This is a genomic window from Photobacterium carnosum, assembly GCF_002849605.1.
GTDB classification, from domain to species: domain Bacteria; phylum Pseudomonadota; class Gammaproteobacteria; order Enterobacterales; family Vibrionaceae; genus Photobacterium; species Photobacterium carnosum.
In genome coordinates this window covers 12,364-31,216 of the sequence record NZ_NPIB01000004.1, presented here as the reverse complement: position 1 = coordinate 31,216, position 18,853 = coordinate 12,364, and the positions used below count along the sequence as shown (strand labels likewise).

Below are 18,853 nucleotides of genomic sequence, written 5' to 3'. Positions count from 1 at the left end.
ACCCTTAATAAAAAATAACTAAAAATAGCAATTAAAAAGAAAAAATGAGATTTAGTTACAACTATGGTAATTATTTTTAGTGTCTTATTATAAAAGTTAAGTACAATAGGCAAAATTCCTTTTATTTAGAATTAATAACATGATTGAAACTCTTTTAAATCTACGCTCTTTAAGAGCTCAAGCGCGTGAAATGTCTATTGAAGATCTACAAGAAGGTCTACAAAAGTTCACCCAAGTCGTTGAAGAACGTCGCGTAGAAGAAGCAGCAGCTAAAGCTGAAAATAAAGAACAAGAAGCAAAACTGCAGAAGTACCGCGATATGCTTGCAGCTGAAGGTATTACACCAGAAGAATTAATCGCATTAATGGGTGATATCCCAAAAGCAAAGAAAAAACGTGCAGTTCGTCCAGCTAAATACAAGTTTGTTGATGAAAATGGCGATGAAAAAACGTGGACAGGCCAAGGCCGTACACCTAAAGCACTACAACAATTATTAGATAATGGCGATGCACTTGTAAGCTTCGAAATCTAATTTACACATAACTTCTTTATATTTAATTAAGTTAATGATGAATAAACGCTCGTTGTCTTAAACAATGAGCGTTTTTTATATCCACAAATAAATAGTAAGTAATAAATAATTACTTTATTTTGATAACTTTACTTATTTTCAGCAGCTTGTTGTTCTGGGGTATCATTGCGCGTTGTAAATAATTTATAACTCATAATAACAATAACTAATGCCTTAATTACCATCATTTGAGGGTTGCCAAAATAACCAACCATACCAACAAAACCAGATAACAACATCAATATGCGGTATTTTTTCAATTCAGTCATATATAATGCAATGACAATCACACCTAAATCGACAAATTGTAATCCAACCGCTAACGTGGGTTCTGCAATAAAAGCATTAATCGCAATATAAACTATATATGATATAGCAATGACCATTACCGCAGCTAACATTTGAATAACTATTTTAGCTGTTTGAGTAAAATCTTTAAAATATCGATATAAATTAATTGCTGTAACCGATAAGTTAAGAATCACTTTCGGCCACCACCCCATCAAAATTGACCATATTGTATCATTTGTTGCAGAAGCAAAAGCAGCATAACGTGTAACTTTCATCGTGTTAAATATAGTAATTAAGATATAAAACACCACTGATGTCCATCCTAATATATCTTTTAATAGATCAATCACAGCAATATCTCTCAACATACCATTAACGATTAATGGTGATTTTAATATTAACTTTTAACGTATATCCATATTTATGGCGGGATAACACTAAAATTACAGTGAATAGTATCATATGATTTTCTATTATTACATCAGGCTATAACACTAATTTAATCTGATTCATTTCTTATTCTATAAAATAAACATCTAAACATTAAATAGCCACAGACTTAATATCTATATTGGTTATTCTAGGTTCAATTAAACGTAAATAACAATAAATACATTTACATTATAATCGTTTACCTGAATCTTTATTTCATAAGGAGATAATTGAATGATTAGAAGTACCTTTCTTAAAAATCGGCATATATTTATAGTATATCTAAAATTCTTCTTCTTACCTCTCCACCAATTTCAAAAAAAACCGCTAATTCATTAACGGTTTTTTATATAAAATCTTATCATTTCAATTTAAATCAATTAGTTATCTAGAAAGTAATCATTATTAAAACTTGATTGACACATTGTTAACACTGAAGCGGTTACTCTTAGTGCCATATTAATGGAATCATCCGATTCGTCACAAGAGCGCAATAATGTAATATGGTTATTTAAGCAACTATAACCTTTGTTAACTAAACATGCAGCAATACACGCGTAGTAATAACTTGTTAGATCTTCAACATCTAATTCTTTTAGTGGTGCCAATTGCATCGCATTCGCTATATTACAGCTTAAGTCGATACTATGAATTGCCATATAATAGGTATTAGTCGCAGCCATTCTTACTACTGCGTGATGAATATCTTTACGTTGATTGATAGTTATATCACCAACAAGATGCTGAATAGTGTGTAACACATGCTTATTCTGAGAAGCCAAAGCAGCAGCATAAACAATATATTGCATTCGATTAGTAGATAATAGTGATTGCCGAGAGATTAATGCATTAAGTAATTCTGAATGTTCACATGCTTCATCGATAATTGGCATAACAATACTCCTAAACTTATGAGTGATAAAAATTTATCACTAAGTACGTAAATTTATAATATGCCTATCAATATAAAGTACAATCTGCAGATATGGAGCATAACTCTGTATTTATGATCAATCTATATATCAAAAATAAGATGACCACAGCCATCTATTTTAGAGTAATAGCTATAATTTTCTTTTTATGCTGATACTGAAAATAACATTTCCATATCACACTGATCATTAGCTAAAGATCGTTTTAATCGAGTCAGATTTTTAATTTGTAATTGGCGAATTCGTTCTCGTGTTAATCCAACAGCATCAGCAACCTCTTGTAATGTCTGAGGTTCATAACCCAACAATCCGAAACGACGACAAATAATTTCACGATCACGATCAGTTAATGTAAATAACATTTTTTTAGTGATAGTTTGCAGATCATTATCCTCTAATACCTTATCTAAATTAGAATTATCATCAGCCACAAAATACGATAGCGAATTATTATCGTCTTCATTCAATGTTTGATCAAATGATAAAACATGCTGGTTATTTGTCATTAAAAAGGAAACTTCACTCACATCACGCTTTAGATAATCTGCAATTTCTTCTTGTGACGGCTCATTATTATTCTTAGTCATTAAATCACGATGAGCGCGTAAAATAGTATTCACTTCTTTTGATACGTGTACTGGCAATCGAATGGTACGACTTTGATTATGAATAGCACGTTCAATAGTTTGTTTAATCCACCATGATGCATAAGTAGAAAAACGAAAACCCTTTTCTGGATCAAATTTTTCAACAGCTGTAATTAAACCAATATTTCCTTCATCAATTAAATCACTCAATAACAAGGTAGAAGCGCGATATTTTTTTGCCAAGCTAACAACAAGACGTAAATTAGATTCAATAAGAACACGTTTAGCCGCTGCATCGCCTAATAAAGACTTTCGACTATATAGAATCTCATCTGCTTTTGTTAATAAAGGCTTAAACGATATATCATTTAAATAAAGACGAACAACATCATTTTCAAATATTACTTCCTTCATACATCATCCTTGAATATCATTTGTTAACTATAGGTTACATGATAAAGCCATTGTTATCACTTCCGCAACAAAATATTATAGGAAAAACAACCTTTAACAGATAATAATCTACATAGCACGAAGATTAACCTTAATAGTGATTTTTTATGCATGCCATATATGCCTAAGGTATACTGTTTACTATCTTAAACACAAAGAATTAAAAGTAGCTCTCAATGCGTTCCTTTCTAAAGAATACAATTTTAGTCGCTCTTACTGTCGGCGCTCTATTTTCAACTACAGCTAATGCAAGCAATTCTATCGTTGTTCAATCATGTGCTAGTAATCAAAATTATGATGAGCAAGGTCTTATCCATTGTTTACAACAGGCAACAAAGAATGCCAAAGATCAAGTCTATAACCTCACTAATCAAGGTGATATTTATAATAGAAAAATCAATAAACAATGTAACAGTGAAAAAAAAGCAATTAATAAAGGAATAATTATCAGCAGTGATCATGCAAAATTAGCAAGATGTTATGCCAATGCATGGTCAACAGCACGTGATACTCTTCTTGGTGAAAAATACACCGTCAAATTAACAACTAACGTTTATAAGGATAAGTAATGAGACAATTATCTGATTATCAACAACAAATTCAGTCATTAATTTGTAATAACGAATATTCATTGACACAAGCCATCTCAATATTAAGAGCATTACTTGAAGATATTGAGAACAATGATGCAATTACAGATACAGCCATGCATATTGAGTGACTTAACATTCATACATTTAACCGCCGTTAGAATAAATTAAACATCAACGGCTATAATATCATCATCAATATATGACTCAATTTCTTGGTAAAGAAGTTGAGTTGCAGGATCTTGCATTTTTTCATAATTACTGACGAGATAATAACTCGGAATTTTATCTTCTATAATATTCATATCGATAGCTTCTATAAGAACGCCCAGCTCTAAATACGACTCAATAAAAATACGATTTACAAATGCAATCCCAACTCCCTGTATTGCCGCTTCAATCGCGTGCATTGAATTCTGAAAATAGATCTTACTTTGATGAGGATACGGTTTCATATTATTATTGGCTAAAATCAAATCCCATTGAATTAATCTATTTGTAGTCTCGATCAAAGTACTTGTCGCTAATAATTCTGCTGACAAATGCGTTAAGGGCTTATCAATATAACCAGGCGCACAAACAGCTATCATCTGTTCCTTAAATAATAATCGACAATATTTTTCATTAGGTTTATCAATACTATAACGAATTGAAATATCTATATTTTCTTTATTTAAATCTAACATCTCAATCGTATCAACAAAAACAACAGAGATATCATTTTCACTTAAATAAGTATAATTAATACGCGGCAATAACCACTTATTTAATAATGTAGGTGGTATCGATACCGTTATTTTCTGCATTTTTGTAATAAAATCAATATCCGTTGTCGCTTGATCTAAATCTTTCAAGATCAAAGCAATACGATTGAAATAACGTATCCCTGCATTAGTTAGTTTTATTCCTCGATGTTGACGAATAAATAATTTTTGACCAATAAAAGCTTCAAGTGTCTGAATTTGATGGCTCACAGCGCCCGGTGTTACAAATAGTTCTTCAGCTGCTAATTTAAAACTTTGTAACCTTGCAGAAGCTTCAAAATAAATAATACCTTTTAAGGGCGGAAATGATCTCACATTTTATCCTTGAGTGATTTTTTCTCAACTATTGATGCAGTTCTATTGATTTGAGCTATTGTAACTAATAACACATTATACGTATAAGATTTTTCACTCTAACGTTTAATGATTATTAGATAACGATAGAACATGAGAATAACGTCAGCTTTAACTAATCCATAGGTACTATCATGAAAATTAAAACACTTGCTGTGGCGATGCTTTTTACTTTACCCTCTTTTATGTCACAAGCGGCCATGACATTAACTAGTCAAAATATTACAAATAATCAAACATTAAGTAATCAACAACTATTTAATCAATGGGGTTGTACTGGTAAAAATGAGTCGCCACAATTAAGTTGGACAGATATTCCTGCCGGAACGAAAAGCTTCGCCGTAACAATGTATGATCCAGATGCGCCAACAGGAAGTGGTTGGTGGCACTGGAGTGTAATTAATATTCCTGCAGATGTACATTCATTAGCAGAAGGTGCTGGTACCGTTGGTGGTAAAGCATTACCGAAAGGTGCAAGTATGGTTACTAATGACTTTGGCTTTAAAGGTTTCGGTGGCGCATGCCCACCGCCAAAGGCAAAACCACATAACTACCAAATTACTGTCTATGCACTAAATACAGCAAATATCAAGCTACCAGAAAATGCATCTCCTGCATTAGCGGGTTATAACATCCTAGCCCACGTTATTGGTAAAGCTCGCCTTGTCGCGCCAACAAATGCACGATAATAACAATTAATGTATTGAAGCCACTTTACTGATAGTGGCTTTTAACCATCGACTTCTTAGATATATCTCTCTACTGCCGCCTAATTATAAGTAATTTATACTTCATTATCGCCAGATACCAACTATCATTCTGTTTGTTTATTCAATGTAAAATATGGCTATCATTCACATACAGAATGACATACTATTAAAAAACACATTGCACTCACAAAGGAATAACATGCAATCTTGGAAGGAACTTCATCTAACAAATCAAACAATAACGGGCATATCACTATCAATTAATGTCGTTTATCCACCAGAATTTGAATGTAATATACTCGATGAAATACAATCTTTAAAAACAACTTATCATTGCCCACAGATATTTAAGAGAGCTGTTATTAGTATAATTTGTGATTATGATGGTCGCTTAGTTAGTTTTACTCAAAGTAACAACTAATTTTATGATTTGATTATAATTAAAATGTTATTTCAGATAGGTAAAAGTATTTCGATCGAAAACAGTGCAGGAAATGATACATTAGCAGAAGAAATTAACGCGGTGATTAAATACAAACCCCAGATACTACAAAAGCGTAAATAACAATGTTATTTACGCTTTTATCAAATTTTATAGATTAACTATAAAATTATAGAGCTACAACGTTTGCAGCTTGAAGACCTTTTTGGCCTTGCTCTACTTCAAAAGACACTTTCTGGCCTTCAGCAAGAGTTTTGAAGCCTTCAGAAGCGATTGCACGGAAGTGAACGAATACGTCAGCGCCGCCATTGTCTTGAGTAATAAAACCAAAACCTTTCTCTTCGTTAAACCACTTTACTAGACCAGTTGATTTGTTAGACATGATGTGTCCCTTATATAAATTCTTTAAAATTATCGCAAAATGCGATGCACTGCAGCTCAAATTATTTAATATGATGATGAAAAGCGAAGGGAAACACTAGCTTACACAACAATAACGAAGATGCTTCTAAGGGTTTTTCTTTAACTTAATTATCAATCAACAACTCTAGCTACAGAGTGAGAGCATATTGTCATTAAACAGTGTCTTTGTAAAGTTTTTTATAGGCCACAATTTACAACTGTCTAAAAAAAAAGCATACATATCAATAACCATACGTTGACCTTCTTATAAACAATAACAATGCCAGTAAAATAAGTTAAGTCTAATATGTCATTAAATTATAGTTAGTAAAAAAGACAGAAGATCTGTCTTTTTTACTAACAAATAAAGGGATCAGGATAGAATCATGAACGTACACTAACCGCCTTTTTCTTAAATCGATACAATGCTAACAATGGTAGTAATGCAACATAGGAAAACATCAAAAAACCGAACGTATATACAAATGCTAATAATGTCGATTGTTGATGTAATAACGCACTAACTTGAGCGATAAAATTAGGATCCGTCACCGTCGTATGATGTTGCATAGCTTGTTGCTGTAAGATTGGATTAGTTGCAGTAATATCTGCACCTAACGCATGCCACTCACGTTGTTGCGTACGACTAAAATATGTATTTACAATTGAGATACCAAATGAACTACCAATGGTTCTACAGAGATTATACATCACTGCACCACCGACGGCGTATTTTGCATCTAAGGTACGATATGCCATTTGACTTAGTGGTGCAAAAACCAATCCCATTCCCATTCCCTGAATGATTGACGGTACAAGTACCCAATATAAATTAATATTCATTGAGTACTCCATCATCAAATAGGTACCTAGAATACTAAAACAAAGTCCTACCGCCACCAGCATTCTTGGATCTAATCGATCCATATATTGTGCCATTACCAACAACACAATCGCAGAAGTTAATCCACGCGGAGCCATCACAAATCCAGTCATCTCTACTGGGTAATGTAATAACTGCTCCAACATCATGGGTTGTAACTGGGTAATTCCAAATAACCCCATTGAAAAACCAGCCATGATCAAACATGACACCGCAAGATTACGGTCTTTTAATAACCACATAGGTGCCACATCCCCTTTTGTACGCCATGAACGCACAATAAAGAAGACCCATGCAATTGCACTAATAATCAATGAAAAGAGAATAAAGTTAGATTCAAACCATCCTTCTTCATTACCTCTATCGAGTACCATTTGCAATAAACCGATACCCACAGTCATACCAATAACTAGCGGCCAATCTAATTTTGTTTCGCCTTTACCTTCAGTTTTGACAAATAGGTAAACCAAGGTCAGACACAATGCCCCTACAGGTACGTTAACATAGAAAATCCAGCGCCAGTCCATATTCTCAGTGATAATACCACCGACTGTTGGACCTAAAATTGGGCCTAATAAAATACCCACACTAAATAATGCCATCGCTTTACCACGCTCATTAGCAGGGTAAATTTGCACCATGGTTGATTGTGCCAGTGGAATAACTGACGCACCAAAGGCTCCTTGCATAATACGAAAAGTAACCATCTCAGCAAGGCTATCTGCTTGACCACATAAAGCAGAAGTAATAATAAAACCAACAACAGAAACGATTAATAATCTACGGACACCAAACTTCAGCGCAAAATAACTCGCAAGGGGTATGAAAATAGCTTCAGCCATTGAGTAAGAAGTAAGTACCCATGTTACCTGTTCAGATGTAACCCCTAATGCCCCCATCATATGCGGCAGCGCAACGTTGGCAATTGTCATATCCAGCAATACCATGATTGCTGACAACATAACGGCTAAGGTGATCCATAACCGATTAGCGGGTGTAACTGACTGACTCATTAGTTAGTCTCTGATTGTGTATCAATAGTAACGTCAGCACTGGCACCAACACGAAGTAATGGCTTATTTTTTAAATCAATAAACTTCACTCGTACAGGGAAACGTTGTGGCACTTTTACCCAGTTACCTGTGGCGTTTTCAGGAGGCAATAACGAGAAAGATGAACCACTCGCAGGAGAAAGGGCTTCAACTTGAGCTTGATAAGTTACATCAGGATACATATCTAAAACCACTGTCGCAGACATGCCTTTTTTGAGTAAACCAATATCTTTTTCTTTATAGTTCGCTTGTAGCCACGCAGTGTTATCTTCAATTAATGGCATCATCGCAAGACCTGGAGATACGACACTTCCAGGGCGAACACTGATCTTACCTAACTCACCATCATATGGTGCATAAATATTGGTATAAGATAAATTTAACGTTGCTTGACTTAATGCAGCAGCCGCTTGTTTTACCTGTGGAGCTTCATCACCTTTTGCACCTTGTTGATTAATCAATTGCGACATTTTTGCTCGTGCTGCTTCAAGTGACGTTTGAGCGCCCGCTAACTTCGCTTTTACATCATCACCTTGCTGTGCTGGTAACAATTTACGTTTCACTAAATCCATCACACGATGATATGTTTTTTGAACATCAACCAAATTTGCATCCGCCGCACGTACATTTGCACTTGCTGCTAAAATTGCATCATCAGTGGCTTTATTTTGTTGTGTTGCCACTTCATAAGCCGCTTTTGCTTGTTCTAATTGAATTTCATAAGACGCAGGATCAATCTTAACTAATAAATCACCTTCAGCAACATGTTGATAGTTATTAACATTAACATTAAGAACCTTGCCACTAATTTGTGGCGCAACATATAGAATATTGGCATGAATATAAGCATCATCAGTACTTGGGTATAATTTTTGATGGTGAATATAAAAATATCCTGCAGTACCTAGACCCGCAGCAATAACAACAAAAACAATTAAATTACGAAGCTTATTTGATTTTTTTTCTGGAATTGAAGGTTCTGTTTGAGCCATATTTGTCGTTGTCATTGATTTATCCTATTTAGCTAATCATTAGCTAAATTTGAGTCTAGATGATAGGGAGTATTTTAGCTGAAAATATTTACCTACTCATAACTAATACATATTGATCATAGTAAAACGGTATTATTATGGACATAAGCACAACAATTAAAGCGTTGAAATAATAAGCCTGCAAACCAAGGCTTTCAAGCATAAGAAAATGTGATAGAGCGCACAAACCTTACTCATAAGCGCCTATTTTAGGGCGTGGTCTCATATGAATTAGAGTAAAAGCATTAGTTTTGTGATTTTCCCTTATGAAATCACCATAATTATATAAAATACAGTTCTTTTTATTGTTTCATTTTAAATATAGAAACTTAATAACCATTTTTATTTAAGGCTGTTTTTTAAGCATTTCGTAACCAATGCACACAAAAAAATAAAATTTTTCATCAATAACACTATGATTAGAATATCTATAAAAAGAAAAACTCCAAGATATATGGAGTTTTTAAAAAGGCTAATAATATAGAAAATACACTATTCGTTATTATTAATAACGGTGACTCACTTTATCAACTAAATATAATATCGAACGATACTCAATACCACTATGTTCCGATAAACCAATTTCACAAGTGCGGCTATTTGAATAACCTTCATGGCATCCAACGGGAACTTGTGCTTTTAATGGTGCCAGCGCACTGGCATTAAGTTCTGGTTTAGTAAAACCTTTATCCCCTGCAAAACCACAACATGTAATATCATCAGGAATAATAACCTCCTCTGCACACGCTTTTGTTACACGCTCAATAACCGCTGCCAACCCTTCTCGTCGTGATGTACAAGTAATATGTAACATTACAGGCGCTTGTTGTGGAATAATATTCAAGCGAGGTAATACAAAATCAGCAACAAATTTAAACGGCTCATAAATAGTGAGATCTTTACGTAAATGTTGCTTACTAGTACTGGCACATGGGCTAGTATCCATTAATATTGGATATTGCCCTTGATGAGAGGCTTGCCATAATGCTTGATCAAGTTGTTGCGCCTTACTCTCTGCCGTTGTAGGAAAACCTTTACTGGTATAAGGCATACCACAACAAAGATTATTTAAATCCTCAGGCAATATCACTTCATAACCTGCTTTTTCAAGCACTGAAATAGTCACTTCAGCCAATGACCGTTTATCTTGTGCTTCAACCGCGACGCCCATATTTCGAGCGGCACAACTTGGAAAATACACCACGCGTTCTTTTGTTATACCACTAATAACTGGCACTATTATCTTAGCTGCAGGTAATGGCATCTGTGGTGTCCATTGCGGTATTTTATGACCTGATAACTGATAAGCTTTTTTCGTCAGTTTCTGCATAGTCTGTGTGCCTAATACTTTATGCATCTTACTCGCAACGGTTAAACCCGCTTTTGCTGTCGCTGTTACTGTCGAAAAATGATCCCCTGTCCATGACGCAATTCTCTTCGCTTTTTCAGTATGATTTTGACGTAATTTACGCACTAAATCACCCGTATTAATGCCGACAGGACAACGTTCAGCACACAAGCCAGTTGCTGCACAAGTATCTAACCCATAATAACGGTAGGTTTTTTCCATTGCGGCTAAACGAGCAGGATCTTCATTACTGCGTCGTAAACGAGATATTTCACGAAACACGGTATTACGCTGACGCGGTGTTAACGATAAATTACGCGAAGGACAGACAGGCTCACAAAAGCCACATTCAACACATTTATCAATAAGCTCATCTGCCACCGGCATCGCTTTCAAATTTTTAAGGTGTGCCTGTTTATCAGTATTAATGATGACACCCGGATTTAATATACCGCGAGTATCAAAAATACCTTTAATTGCGAGCATTAACTGATACCCGTCATATCCCCACTCAAGTTCAATAAAGGGAGCCATGTTTCGCCCCGTACCGTGCTCTGCTTTTAATGAACCTTGGTAATCGACGGCAACAAGCTTAGCCACCGCATCCATAAATGCACTGTAACGTTCAATTTCAGGTTGAGTATCGAACGCTTGAGTGAAGACAAAGTGTAAATTCCCTGCTAACGCATGCCCAAAAATAATCGCTTCCGTATAATTAAATTGAGTAAATAACATTTGTAGATCGCGCACGGCAGGTGCTAATTGCTCAATAGGGAACGCAACATCTTCAATAATAACCGTCGTACCACTTTCACGAACAGCACCAACAGCAGGAAATAGCTCCTTACGTATCCCCCATAATTGATCACAAATCGTAGCATCTCGACTAAAATTTACTTGTTCAATCGGAGAAAACACATTGATTATTTGCTGTAATCCTTCTGCTTGGCGTTGTAAATCTTGTTCATCTTCAGCATGAATTTCAATTAATAATGCCGCCGCTTCAGTATTGCCTGCAGCCCCTAGTTGAGCGATAAAATCAGGCATACCTGACTTTTCCGCAACGGAGGCTAATGAACGGTTATCCATTAACTCTACTGCCGCCACCCGTGTTTTACTTAATTGACTTACGGCTAAACACGTTTGTTCAATATCAGTAAAAACAAATAACCCGGATGCTTTAAAAGCATGGTTAATAACCGTGTTATAGGTGACATCGGCAATAAAACCTAATGTACCTTCAGATCCAATGAATAAATGTTGTAAGACATCAATCGGATCATCAAAATCCACCAGCGCATTTAAACTGTAACCAGTAGTATTTTTTAAACGGTATTTATGTCGAATCTTATCGGTTAATACCCGATTAGCCTGACACTCACTCACCAATGACATCAACTCGGAAACCATCTTAGGGTGGCTTTTTTTAAAGGCCGCAATACTATTGATATCTAACGTATTAAGTAACGTACCATCCGCTAATACCACCGTCATTCCCGCAATGGTACGATAGCTATTCTGAGAAGTGCCGCAACACATTCCTGACGCATTATTAGCGACGATGCCACCAATCTTACAACTATTAATAGAACCTGGATCAGGGCCAATTTTACGTCCAAATGGCGCTAAAATAGTATTTGCTTCAGCACCAATAATCCCCGGCTGCAACCAAATTTGAGCGCCATCATTAAACACTTTATGATCACGCCAACGCCGCGTTAATGTTATCAAGACAGAATCTGATTGTGCTTGACCGGAAAGACTCGTCCCTGCAGCACGAAAAGTTATTGGGATTTGACGTTCATAACAGGTTTTAATTGCAAAAATAACTTCATCAAGCGTATCAAGCTGCAGAACCAATTGCGGTAACAAACGGTAAAAACTCGCATCAGTACCATAAGCTAACGTTAAGGTTGGATCGGTAATAATTCTTTTTTCATCAATTTGCTGGCGTAATTGTTCTATCAAATCCATATAAGCAGGCTGCATCATTGCTCCGTATAATTATTTTCAAACATAATCTTTATGTTTGGTATTTCAATAGAAGATGAATAATTTTACTGCTATCGGTATAATTAATATACATTGATTAATTCACATCTATATTGCAAAAACTATACTAACGCAATCCACTAAAAATTTATGCGGTATATCCTTATACCAAGCAACAACCCACCAAAGTAAAATTATTCATAAAACGTTTATATCATTATGACCAGCGCCATCAAAATCAGGTTCAATAATATTACTCAATATTGATCACATCAAACCCGATGATATTACCACCAATATGAACATTAACATCTTCATCAACTTCACATCCAAGCAATGCTTCACCAAACGGAGAGCTTGGTGTGACAATAATAACCTCTTCACCTTCAATGATAAATTTTAACCCACCAGCTACAGGTCCTAAAAAAACCAATTTAGGCTCACCATGTTGATCTTCTAAAGAGATTAAATGTCCTACAACGACAGTTTTTTGTTGAATGGGCATTTTGTTTAGCAAATGTTGATAAGCACTAATATCCGCCTTACATTCAGCCACTCGTTGAGCTTGACCATGAGCAAGATAAGATGCTTCTAATGCAAAAGTATCATATTTATTTTCAGCTACATTCTCATCATCTGTCGCAGTATTATAAGCCCGCATTGCCGCTTCAGTTGCTATTTGTAACGTTTGTTCTAGCTGCACTTGAATACGTTCAAGTAACACATTTTTATTCATCACCGATCAACCAACTTAGCCAAATGGGCGCTGATTATACATGGAATGAAGAGACAAACAAAAATAGTGCTAAACCCTATTCATAAATGCGTATCTAGGGCTCAAGAAATATTTATACCGTCCGATATAGATACTTATCATCATCAAAAATGACTATGCCTATCTATATGCGTATTTTTAAACAATGCTTATTATTTATAACCTTACTCGTTGCAGCACAGCCAGCTTTAGCTCTCACATCGATCCATTTGCTTAATTATGAAGATAGCTATGGCAATATTTCATTAAAATACAGTGGCGATATTCATTTACCCAATCCCCTAATCGTCAATGGTAATCTTAATCTCGAAAATAGCCGTATTAGAAGATTACCTTTAAATCTTACGGTTAAAGGTAATCTTAATTTAGCCTATAGCAGTATTGAACAGTTACCATTAGCGCTAAAAGTAGAGGGTTACATCAATCTTGCTTACTCTAAAATTAAAGAACTTAACTTTGGTTTACAAGTACTCGGCGATCTCAGCGTTGCCCATACACAACTTAAAAAATTACCGGATAATCTCTACGTTAAAGGCAATTTATTTCTCCAAAACAGTAATATTCTTACTCTACCCAATAAATTAGTTGTCGACGGCAATATTTATATTGGCAATATGCCACTCAAAGATCTTCCAAGCGATATTATTATTGGCGGCTCGTTATATAGATAACAATAAAAATTGCATATATATGAATAATACCAATCTACTTAACATCAAAGCAATCGATTGCTTTAATGTGGAAAATTAATATCAACATTATATTTTTAAAGGAAGTATAAGTTAGCCAGAAACGTAACGTGAATATGTATTTCTGGCTACTTTTGCAGTTGATGTTTGTTATGAACAATTTTCAACACATACTTAATTAGAAGGTAATTAAGTATCTTCATTTCTTTCGTTATCTACAAAGAAATGTTTTTCTCAAACTTAAGCTTTTAGTGCTTTAGTTGTTTGATTTTTATGGTAAAACCACTGTCTACGACTGCGTGTTTTCATTATAAACCTCTCATTTTTTTCCCAATGAGCAAGGTTGATATCACTGTATATTAATACCGTTCTTACTCGACTATTCGTGTTCTACTTAACCAATGTTATATGACATTACAATGACATATTAATTTAATTATTATGAACAACATTTTTTACGTCTCTATTTATGACAACAACGGCTAATAATAAGTTCCGTTGTGACTAAATATTACGGTGATAAGACTTCGTGGCAGGATAATTTAGGAAAGAATACAAATTAATACTTTCTGTTTTTTTAAATTTTTCACCTAACAATCTATATCAACCTAGCTAATATAATTATATTTTTACTTTTTGACAACTCCCATTATCTATTTTTTTGTGAGATCTATCATTATTTAGTTAATTAAAAGATTAAAAAACAGCTAACATCTTGCTGAATAAGATAAAAATCCTCTTTTTTAAAAAAATCATTCGCCATTTTTATTTAAGATCGAATATTTACGTTCAAATCACAAACAACGCCACTGATTATTTAAATGCAACAACATATCATCGTATACTGACAAACCACATAACAATCACATTAGTACAAATTAGTCGATCAAACATACCTAAGATCTACCGCTACAGTTAATGATAGAATTCACACAAGAATAATAATTTCGTGTCACTCCACAGATTTTACTATTTAAACCTGTTACTCACTCAATAATTGATCATAACCCTATAAATAAATCCTTATTTATTGATTAATAGTCACATCTAGATATATTTGTGAGTCATATTCTATGAACCAAAATCAACCACTTCTAACAACTGAACGCTTAATTCTTCGGCCTTTAGAATTATCTGACGCGACTAAAATACAACGACTAGCTGGCAATGTGGATATTGCTAACGGCACAATCAGTGTCCCACATCCTTATTCTGATGGAATGGCAGGAAAATGGATAGGTAAACACTTAGCAGGTTGGCATAGTCATCAATCTGCTATTTTTGCTATTACGCTAAAAAGTAACCATCAACTTGTAGGTTGTGCCGGACTGGAGAATATCAACCAACACAGTGCACAGCTTGGCTATTGGATTGGTGTTCCTTTTTGGGGAAATGGTTATTGTACTGAAGCGGTTGAGCGTATTAAAGAGTTTGGTTTTAATCGACTTAATTTACGCCATCTTTATGGCCGACATTTAAAAACAGTCTCTGGGCCAGAAAATGTGATGCTTAAAATAGGCATGAAAAATGTACCAACATTAACGATTCCAAGTCATCATGTGTCACAAGACAATATTGCGATTTATGAATTACTTAAACAAGTTGCCTGTTGAATACATAAACTGACAACCATCATATTATAATGACAGAGAGAGTAGTATTTAGACTTATTAATCGTTAGCATACTAATCACTTAACGCTACTTATTAATAGGTATTAATTGTGAAATCCCCCTGTGTCGCTAAATGTAAAAACAATGCTGGCATTTGCAGTGGCTGCTTACGTACAATGACAGAAATCAGCCACTGGATAGCCTATTCCGAACAGCAACAACTAACAATAATGGCTGAGATTAAAGCCATTAAAGCAACTCATCAATGTCCACAATGCCAACAACCCGCACAATGTGATATTCAAGCAGGAAAGTCGACATGCTGGTGTTTTGATATTGAGCCACGCCAAACACTGACTGATTCGGCTAATACTTGCCTGTGTCGACAATGTTTATCATTAATGCCTACTCTATAATATTTTACTATTATAACTACATCACCAATAACCATTACGGCATCAATAGCAAATCAATAGGTTATAATTATCTCCGCACTATAAGATAATCCAACGTACATACGCGCTCGATACTATCTGGAACAAATATGGATATAAAAGTTAATAAGCGTCAAGAGCAACTTCTTAATGATACCATTGCTCAATGGCAGCAACAGCAGCTGATTGATACCCAACAAGCGCAACAATTACGTCAAAGCTATCACGTTATCAGTTTTGATTGGAAGTTACTGGCTGTCTATTCATTTTGGGCCGCTATTGCCTGTTTCATCTTGTCTGTCATTTTATTAGTTGCTGATGATTATTTAATTGCATTAATCTCACATCTCATTGATACGCCAGCAAGCGTATTAACGATTCTTAGTGCCATCATTGCAGGACTATTGTTTTACTTCGGTGTTAAACGTCGACAGCGTTATCCAGAAAAAACTGTGAGCAATGAAGCGATATTCTTTTTTGGCGTACTCATAACTGCAGTTGCTAGTGGTTTTTTAAGTCACACAACCTTAGCGCTTCATTGGCGTGAAAGCCTCTTTATTATCATCCCCACCGTTATTTATCTTATTATTGGTATTCAGCTACGTTCAGTTTTAGTGTGGTTATTTGCTTTGCTCGGTGTCGGCTTATGGGTTTTAACTGAAACCTCTTATCTTGCACACGATCATTATCTCTTTTGGGGAATGAACATTCCATTGCGGTTTACTGTGATTGGTCTACTCATTGTAGGGTTAAGTTCAATATTTAAACCTAATTCCCGTTTCTATTTTACGAAAGAGGCCACTCAATTTATTGGATTAATCTATTTCTTTACTGCGTTATGGATGCTCACTATTTTTGGTAATTATGATAGTTTACGTGCTTGGTCGAACATCAAACAGATTGAGTTATGGGGCTGGAGTGTTGCCATGCTATTGATCACTTTAAGCGCCATTTTTTATGGTATTAAATATAATGATCCCTTAGTGCGGGCTTTTGGCATTATATTTTTATTGCTGTGTTTATATAGCCGTTATTTTGAATTTTTTTGGGACACACTACACAAAGCTCTCTTTTTTGCAATATTAGCATTAAGCTTTTGGATAATAGGCGGTCGTGCAGAAAAAATTTGGCAATTAGGAAATAAAGGTTGATAAAAAGCCGCTGTCTTAATAAAAATTAACCAGCGGCATTATTCATAATTTATCGCGTTAATCGTAAAACTATAAAATAGAAACATATATTATTTAACCGCATGCCTTTCTAAATTATATAACCGAATTTCATGCAGTACACGCTCAGTTAACATATTATTCATGGTATTTCGCATTGATTCCTGCATATCAGAAATAACAGGAAATACATTCTGATTCATTTCATCTAAACAATTTTTAGATACTTTCATTTTTAAATCAAACTCAAACGAAGCAAGTTCTAAAAATTTTCCCATTCGCTCGATAACAACATCAATCATGTAACTATCAGCGCCTAAATCCAACAATTCTTGTTCAACAATTAATTCTAACGGTGTACGATCTCTAGATTGCTCTTTTACTGGAAAAGCAAGAATATTTGACATCATATCCTCCTCATAATCAGTAATAATCATCCGTTGATAATTATTATAATAACATTGCTGTTACATTCATCCTATGTGTAATTTCTGTAATTGAAAAGACCATTTTTAATAAAATGTATCATTTATTTATCAATATCAGTGTTGTCTCACAATAAAATATTGGTTTTAACACTTTATTATCATTAACTTAAAATAAATTCAGTTCTCTATTAAACTCTATCATATTTATTATCATTACAACCACCTTGATCTCTTTTGTTCATAATAAACACCAAATTTAAAACCGTATGATGAAAATAATTTAAATTTCGCGTATAACTTAGTGTAATAATAACAAACTATAATTTAAGTATGATTATTCATTTAATAGGAAGTATTGTATGAGAAAATTTTTGACGGTTGCTAGCTCACTCGCAATTGTATTAACCCTTAGTGGCTGCTCAGATAATGAAGTTGGAGATGTTTCTTTAGGCATGTTTACCACTAAAGATATTAAACTAAACACATTAATTGATCCCGTTGTACCCGGTGTTACTTGTCATATAGCAAGTATTGAAGCCGATTTAAGTTTAGCGGATCCTTCAGACTCATCAATTTCATGTCGTCAAACGGGTGAAATAACCCCAGAAATGATAGCTAAAATAGATAAATCCAAATCAGGTGAAGTTGTCTTTACAAAATCGAAAAGTATTTTCTTTAAGACAATGAAAATACGCCGTATTTATGATCCTCAATCAGAAACATTAATGTATTTATCATACTCAACTAAAACAACGACTGGGAGCTATAAACATAGCCTATCAACAGTACCATTATGGGGTACAAAAGCTTATATCTCACCAACAATAAATAATAATTGATAGCAATATAGCCTCTTTACTATTAAATATAACTAAGAGGCTTTTAAAACTAACAAATAAAAAGTAAACGACT

At 34.4% G+C, this 18,853-nt stretch carries 19 protein-coding genes and 1 pseudogene; 10 read left to right on the top strand and 10 right to left on the bottom strand.

Going from position 1 to position 18,853, the window contains the following annotated elements:
* Window positions 1-130 precede the first annotated feature (130 nt).
* A complete protein-coding gene (locus CIK00_RS05260) occupies window positions 131-532 on the top strand; it encodes an H-NS family histone-like protein (protein WP_167388525.1) in 402 nt (133 codons plus the stop codon).
* Window positions 533-660: 128 nt separating this feature from the next.
* Here the strand turns inward: CIK00_RS05260 and CIK00_RS05255 are convergent, their stop codons facing one another.
* The 3 genes from CIK00_RS05255 to rpoS form a co-directional block, all read right to left on the bottom strand.
* The gene (locus CIK00_RS05255; RefSeq protein WP_101767872.1) at window positions 661-1,230 is read right to left on the bottom strand and encodes a hypothetical protein; all 570 of its coding nucleotides are present in this window, start codon (window positions 1,228-1,230) and stop codon (window positions 661-663) included.
* A gap of 444 nt (window positions 1,231-1,674) precedes the next feature.
* A complete protein-coding gene (locus tag CIK00_RS05250; protein ID WP_101767871.1) occupies window positions 1,675-2,187 on the bottom strand; it encodes a hypothetical protein in 513 nt (170 codons plus the stop codon).
* 185 nt (window positions 2,188-2,372) lie between these two features.
* Window positions 2,373-3,227: an RNA polymerase sigma factor RpoS gene (rpoS, locus tag CIK00_RS05245; protein WP_101767870.1), complete on the bottom strand. Its 855-nt coding sequence runs from the start codon at window positions 3,225-3,227 to the stop codon at window positions 2,373-2,375.
* Between the two features lie 215 nt (window positions 3,228-3,442).
* Here rpoS and CIK00_RS05240 point away from each other — a divergent pair, with 215 nt between their 5' ends.
* A complete protein-coding gene (locus CIK00_RS05240; RefSeq protein ID WP_101767869.1) occupies window positions 3,443-3,835 on the top strand; it encodes a hypothetical protein in 393 nt (130 codons plus the stop codon).
* Window positions 3,835-3,987, top strand: a complete 153-nt coding sequence (locus CIK00_RS21280; RefSeq protein WP_167388517.1) for a hypothetical protein — start codon at window positions 3,835-3,837, stop codon at window positions 3,985-3,987. Before CIK00_RS05240 ends, CIK00_RS21280 begins: the two co-directional genes overlap by 1 nt.
* A 36-nt stretch (window positions 3,988-4,023) precedes the next feature.
* Here CIK00_RS21280 and CIK00_RS05235 read toward each other — a convergent pair whose 3' ends face one another.
* Window positions 4,024-4,935 (bottom strand): LysR family transcriptional regulator, encoded by a 912-nt coding sequence (locus CIK00_RS05235; RefSeq protein ID WP_101767868.1) that lies wholly within the window; start codon window positions 4,933-4,935, stop codon window positions 4,024-4,026.
* Window positions 4,936-5,108: 173 nt separating this feature from the next.
* Here CIK00_RS05235 and CIK00_RS05230 point away from each other — a divergent pair, with 173 nt between their 5' ends.
* Window positions 5,109-5,663: a YbhB/YbcL family Raf kinase inhibitor-like protein gene (locus CIK00_RS05230; RefSeq protein ID WP_101767867.1), complete on the top strand. Its 555-nt coding sequence runs from the start codon at window positions 5,109-5,111 to the stop codon at window positions 5,661-5,663.
* A gap of 632 nt (window positions 5,664-6,295) precedes the next feature.
* On the opposite strand, the gene cspE is transcribed toward CIK00_RS05230, so the two are convergent.
* The 4 genes from cspE to CIK00_RS05205 all read right to left on the bottom strand — a co-directional run bounded on the left by cspE (window position 6,296) and on the right by CIK00_RS05205 (window position 12,831).
* Window positions 6,296-6,508 (bottom strand): transcription antiterminator/RNA stability regulator CspE, encoded by a 213-nt coding sequence (gene cspE / locus CIK00_RS05220; RefSeq protein ID WP_036791338.1) that lies wholly within the window; start codon window positions 6,506-6,508, stop codon window positions 6,296-6,298.
* 404 nt (window positions 6,509-6,912) lie between these two features.
* Window positions 6,913-8,424: a DHA2 family efflux MFS transporter permease subunit gene (locus CIK00_RS05215; protein ID WP_101767865.1), complete on the bottom strand. Its 1,512-nt coding sequence runs from the start codon at window positions 8,422-8,424 to the stop codon at window positions 6,913-6,915.
* The gene (locus CIK00_RS05210) at window positions 8,424-9,470 is read right to left on the bottom strand and encodes an HlyD family secretion protein (protein ID WP_101767864.1); all 1,047 of its coding nucleotides are present in this window, start codon (window positions 9,468-9,470) and stop codon (window positions 8,424-8,426) included. Before CIK00_RS05210 ends, CIK00_RS05215 begins: the two co-directional genes overlap by 1 nt.
* Window positions 9,471-9,999: 529 nt before the next feature.
* The gene (locus tag CIK00_RS05205) at window positions 10,000-12,831 is read right to left on the bottom strand and encodes an FAD-binding and (Fe-S)-binding domain-containing protein (RefSeq protein ID WP_101767863.1); all 2,832 of its coding nucleotides are present in this window, start codon (window positions 12,829-12,831) and stop codon (window positions 10,000-10,002) included.
* 143 nt (window positions 12,832-12,974) lie between these two features.
* Here CIK00_RS05205 and CIK00_RS21685 point away from each other — a divergent pair.
* A pseudogene (locus CIK00_RS21685) lies at window positions 12,975-13,085 on the top strand (LysR family transcriptional regulator); the annotation flags it as partial.
* A gap of 2 nt (window positions 13,086-13,087) precedes the next feature.
* Here the strand turns inward: CIK00_RS21685 and CIK00_RS05200 are convergent.
* A complete protein-coding gene (locus CIK00_RS05200) occupies window positions 13,088-13,570 on the bottom strand; it encodes a transcription elongation factor (protein WP_101767862.1) in 483 nt (160 codons plus the stop codon).
* A 167-nt stretch (window positions 13,571-13,737) separates the two neighbouring features.
* On the opposite strand from CIK00_RS05200, the gene CIK00_RS05195 reads away from it, so the two are divergent.
* From CIK00_RS05195 to CIK00_RS05180, 4 genes are all read left to right on the top strand, one after another.
* On the top strand, window positions 13,738-14,280 hold the full coding sequence (locus CIK00_RS05195) for a hypothetical protein (RefSeq protein WP_227990336.1): 543 nt from the start codon (window positions 13,738-13,740) through the stop codon (window positions 14,278-14,280).
* A gap of 1,091 nt (window positions 14,281-15,371) precedes the next feature.
* On the top strand, window positions 15,372-15,911 hold the full coding sequence (locus CIK00_RS05190; RefSeq protein ID WP_101767861.1) for a GNAT family N-acetyltransferase: 540 nt from the start codon (window positions 15,372-15,374) through the stop codon (window positions 15,909-15,911).
* Window positions 15,912-16,020: 109 nt separating this feature from the next.
* Window positions 16,021-16,326, top strand: a complete 306-nt coding sequence (locus CIK00_RS05185; RefSeq protein ID WP_101767860.1) for a DUF1289 domain-containing protein — start codon at window positions 16,021-16,023, stop codon at window positions 16,324-16,326.
* A 128-nt stretch (window positions 16,327-16,454) separates the two neighbouring features.
* Complete coding sequence (locus CIK00_RS05180) at window positions 16,455-17,495, top strand: hypothetical protein (protein WP_101767859.1); 1,041 nt, start codon at window positions 16,455-16,457, stop codon at window positions 17,493-17,495.
* Between the two features lie 89 nt (window positions 17,496-17,584).
* On the opposite strand, the gene CIK00_RS05175 is transcribed toward CIK00_RS05180, so the two are convergent.
* Entirely contained in the window at window positions 17,585-17,920 is a 336-nt protein-coding gene (locus CIK00_RS05175; RefSeq protein ID WP_101767858.1) for a hypothetical protein, read from the bottom strand.
* Between the two features lie 380 nt (window positions 17,921-18,300).
* Between CIK00_RS05175 and CIK00_RS05170 the strand changes: the two genes are divergently transcribed.
* Window positions 18,301-18,780 (top strand): CreA family protein, encoded by a 480-nt coding sequence (locus tag CIK00_RS05170; RefSeq protein WP_101767857.1) that lies wholly within the window; start codon window positions 18,301-18,303, stop codon window positions 18,778-18,780.
* Window positions 18,781-18,853 lie beyond the last annotated feature (73 nt).

What these genes read in the sequence shown, in the direction of transcription:
- CIK00_RS05205 (WP_101767863.1), bottom strand. Translation starts at nt 12,831, where the DNA reads ATGCAGCCTGCTTATATGGATTTGATAGAACAATTACGCCAGCAAATT.
- CIK00_RS05230 (WP_101767867.1), top strand. Translation starts at nt 5,109, where the DNA reads ATGAAAATTAAAACACTTGCTGTGGCGATGCTTTTTACTTTACCCTCT.
- CIK00_RS05190 (WP_101767861.1), top strand. Translation starts at nt 15,372, where the DNA reads ATGAACCAAAATCAACCACTTCTAACAACTGAACGCTTAATTCTTCGG.
- CIK00_RS05255 (WP_101767872.1), bottom strand. Translation starts at nt 1,230, where the DNA reads ATGTTGAGAGATATTGCTGTGATTGATCTATTAAAAGATATATTAGGA.
- CIK00_RS05215 (WP_101767865.1), bottom strand. Translation starts at nt 8,424, where the DNA reads ATGAGTCAGTCAGTTACACCCGCTAATCGGTTATGGATCACCTTAGCC.
- cspE (WP_036791338.1), bottom strand. Translation starts at nt 6,508, where the DNA reads ATGTCTAACAAATCAACTGGTCTAGTAAAGTGGTTTAACGAAGAGAAA.
- CIK00_RS05170 (WP_101767857.1), top strand. Translation starts at nt 18,301, where the DNA reads ATGAGAAAATTTTTGACGGTTGCTAGCTCACTCGCAATTGTATTAACC.
- CIK00_RS21280 (WP_167388517.1), top strand. Translation starts at nt 3,835, where the DNA reads ATGAGACAATTATCTGATTATCAACAACAAATTCAGTCATTAATTTGT.
- rpoS (WP_101767870.1), bottom strand. Translation starts at nt 3,227, where the DNA reads ATGAAGGAAGTAATATTTGAAAATGATGTTGTTCGTCTTTATTTAAAT.
- CIK00_RS05210 (WP_101767864.1), bottom strand. Translation starts at nt 9,470, where the DNA reads ATGACAACGACAAATATGGCTCAAACAGAACCTTCAATTCCAGAAAAA.
- CIK00_RS05195 (WP_227990336.1), top strand. Translation starts at nt 13,738, where the DNA reads ATGCGTATTTTTAAACAATGCTTATTATTTATAACCTTACTCGTTGCA.
- CIK00_RS05175 (WP_101767858.1), bottom strand. Translation starts at nt 17,920, where the DNA reads ATGTCAAATATTCTTGCTTTTCCAGTAAAAGAGCAATCTAGAGATCGT.
- CIK00_RS05180 (WP_101767859.1), top strand. Translation starts at nt 16,455, where the DNA reads ATGGATATAAAAGTTAATAAGCGTCAAGAGCAACTTCTTAATGATACC.
- CIK00_RS05240 (WP_101767869.1), top strand. Translation starts at nt 3,443, where the DNA reads ATGCGTTCCTTTCTAAAGAATACAATTTTAGTCGCTCTTACTGTCGGC.
- CIK00_RS05200 (WP_101767862.1), bottom strand. Translation starts at nt 13,570, where the DNA reads ATGAATAAAAATGTGTTACTTGAACGTATTCAAGTGCAGCTAGAACAA.
- CIK00_RS05250 (WP_101767871.1), bottom strand. Translation starts at nt 2,187, where the DNA reads ATGCCAATTATCGATGAAGCATGTGAACATTCAGAATTACTTAATGCA.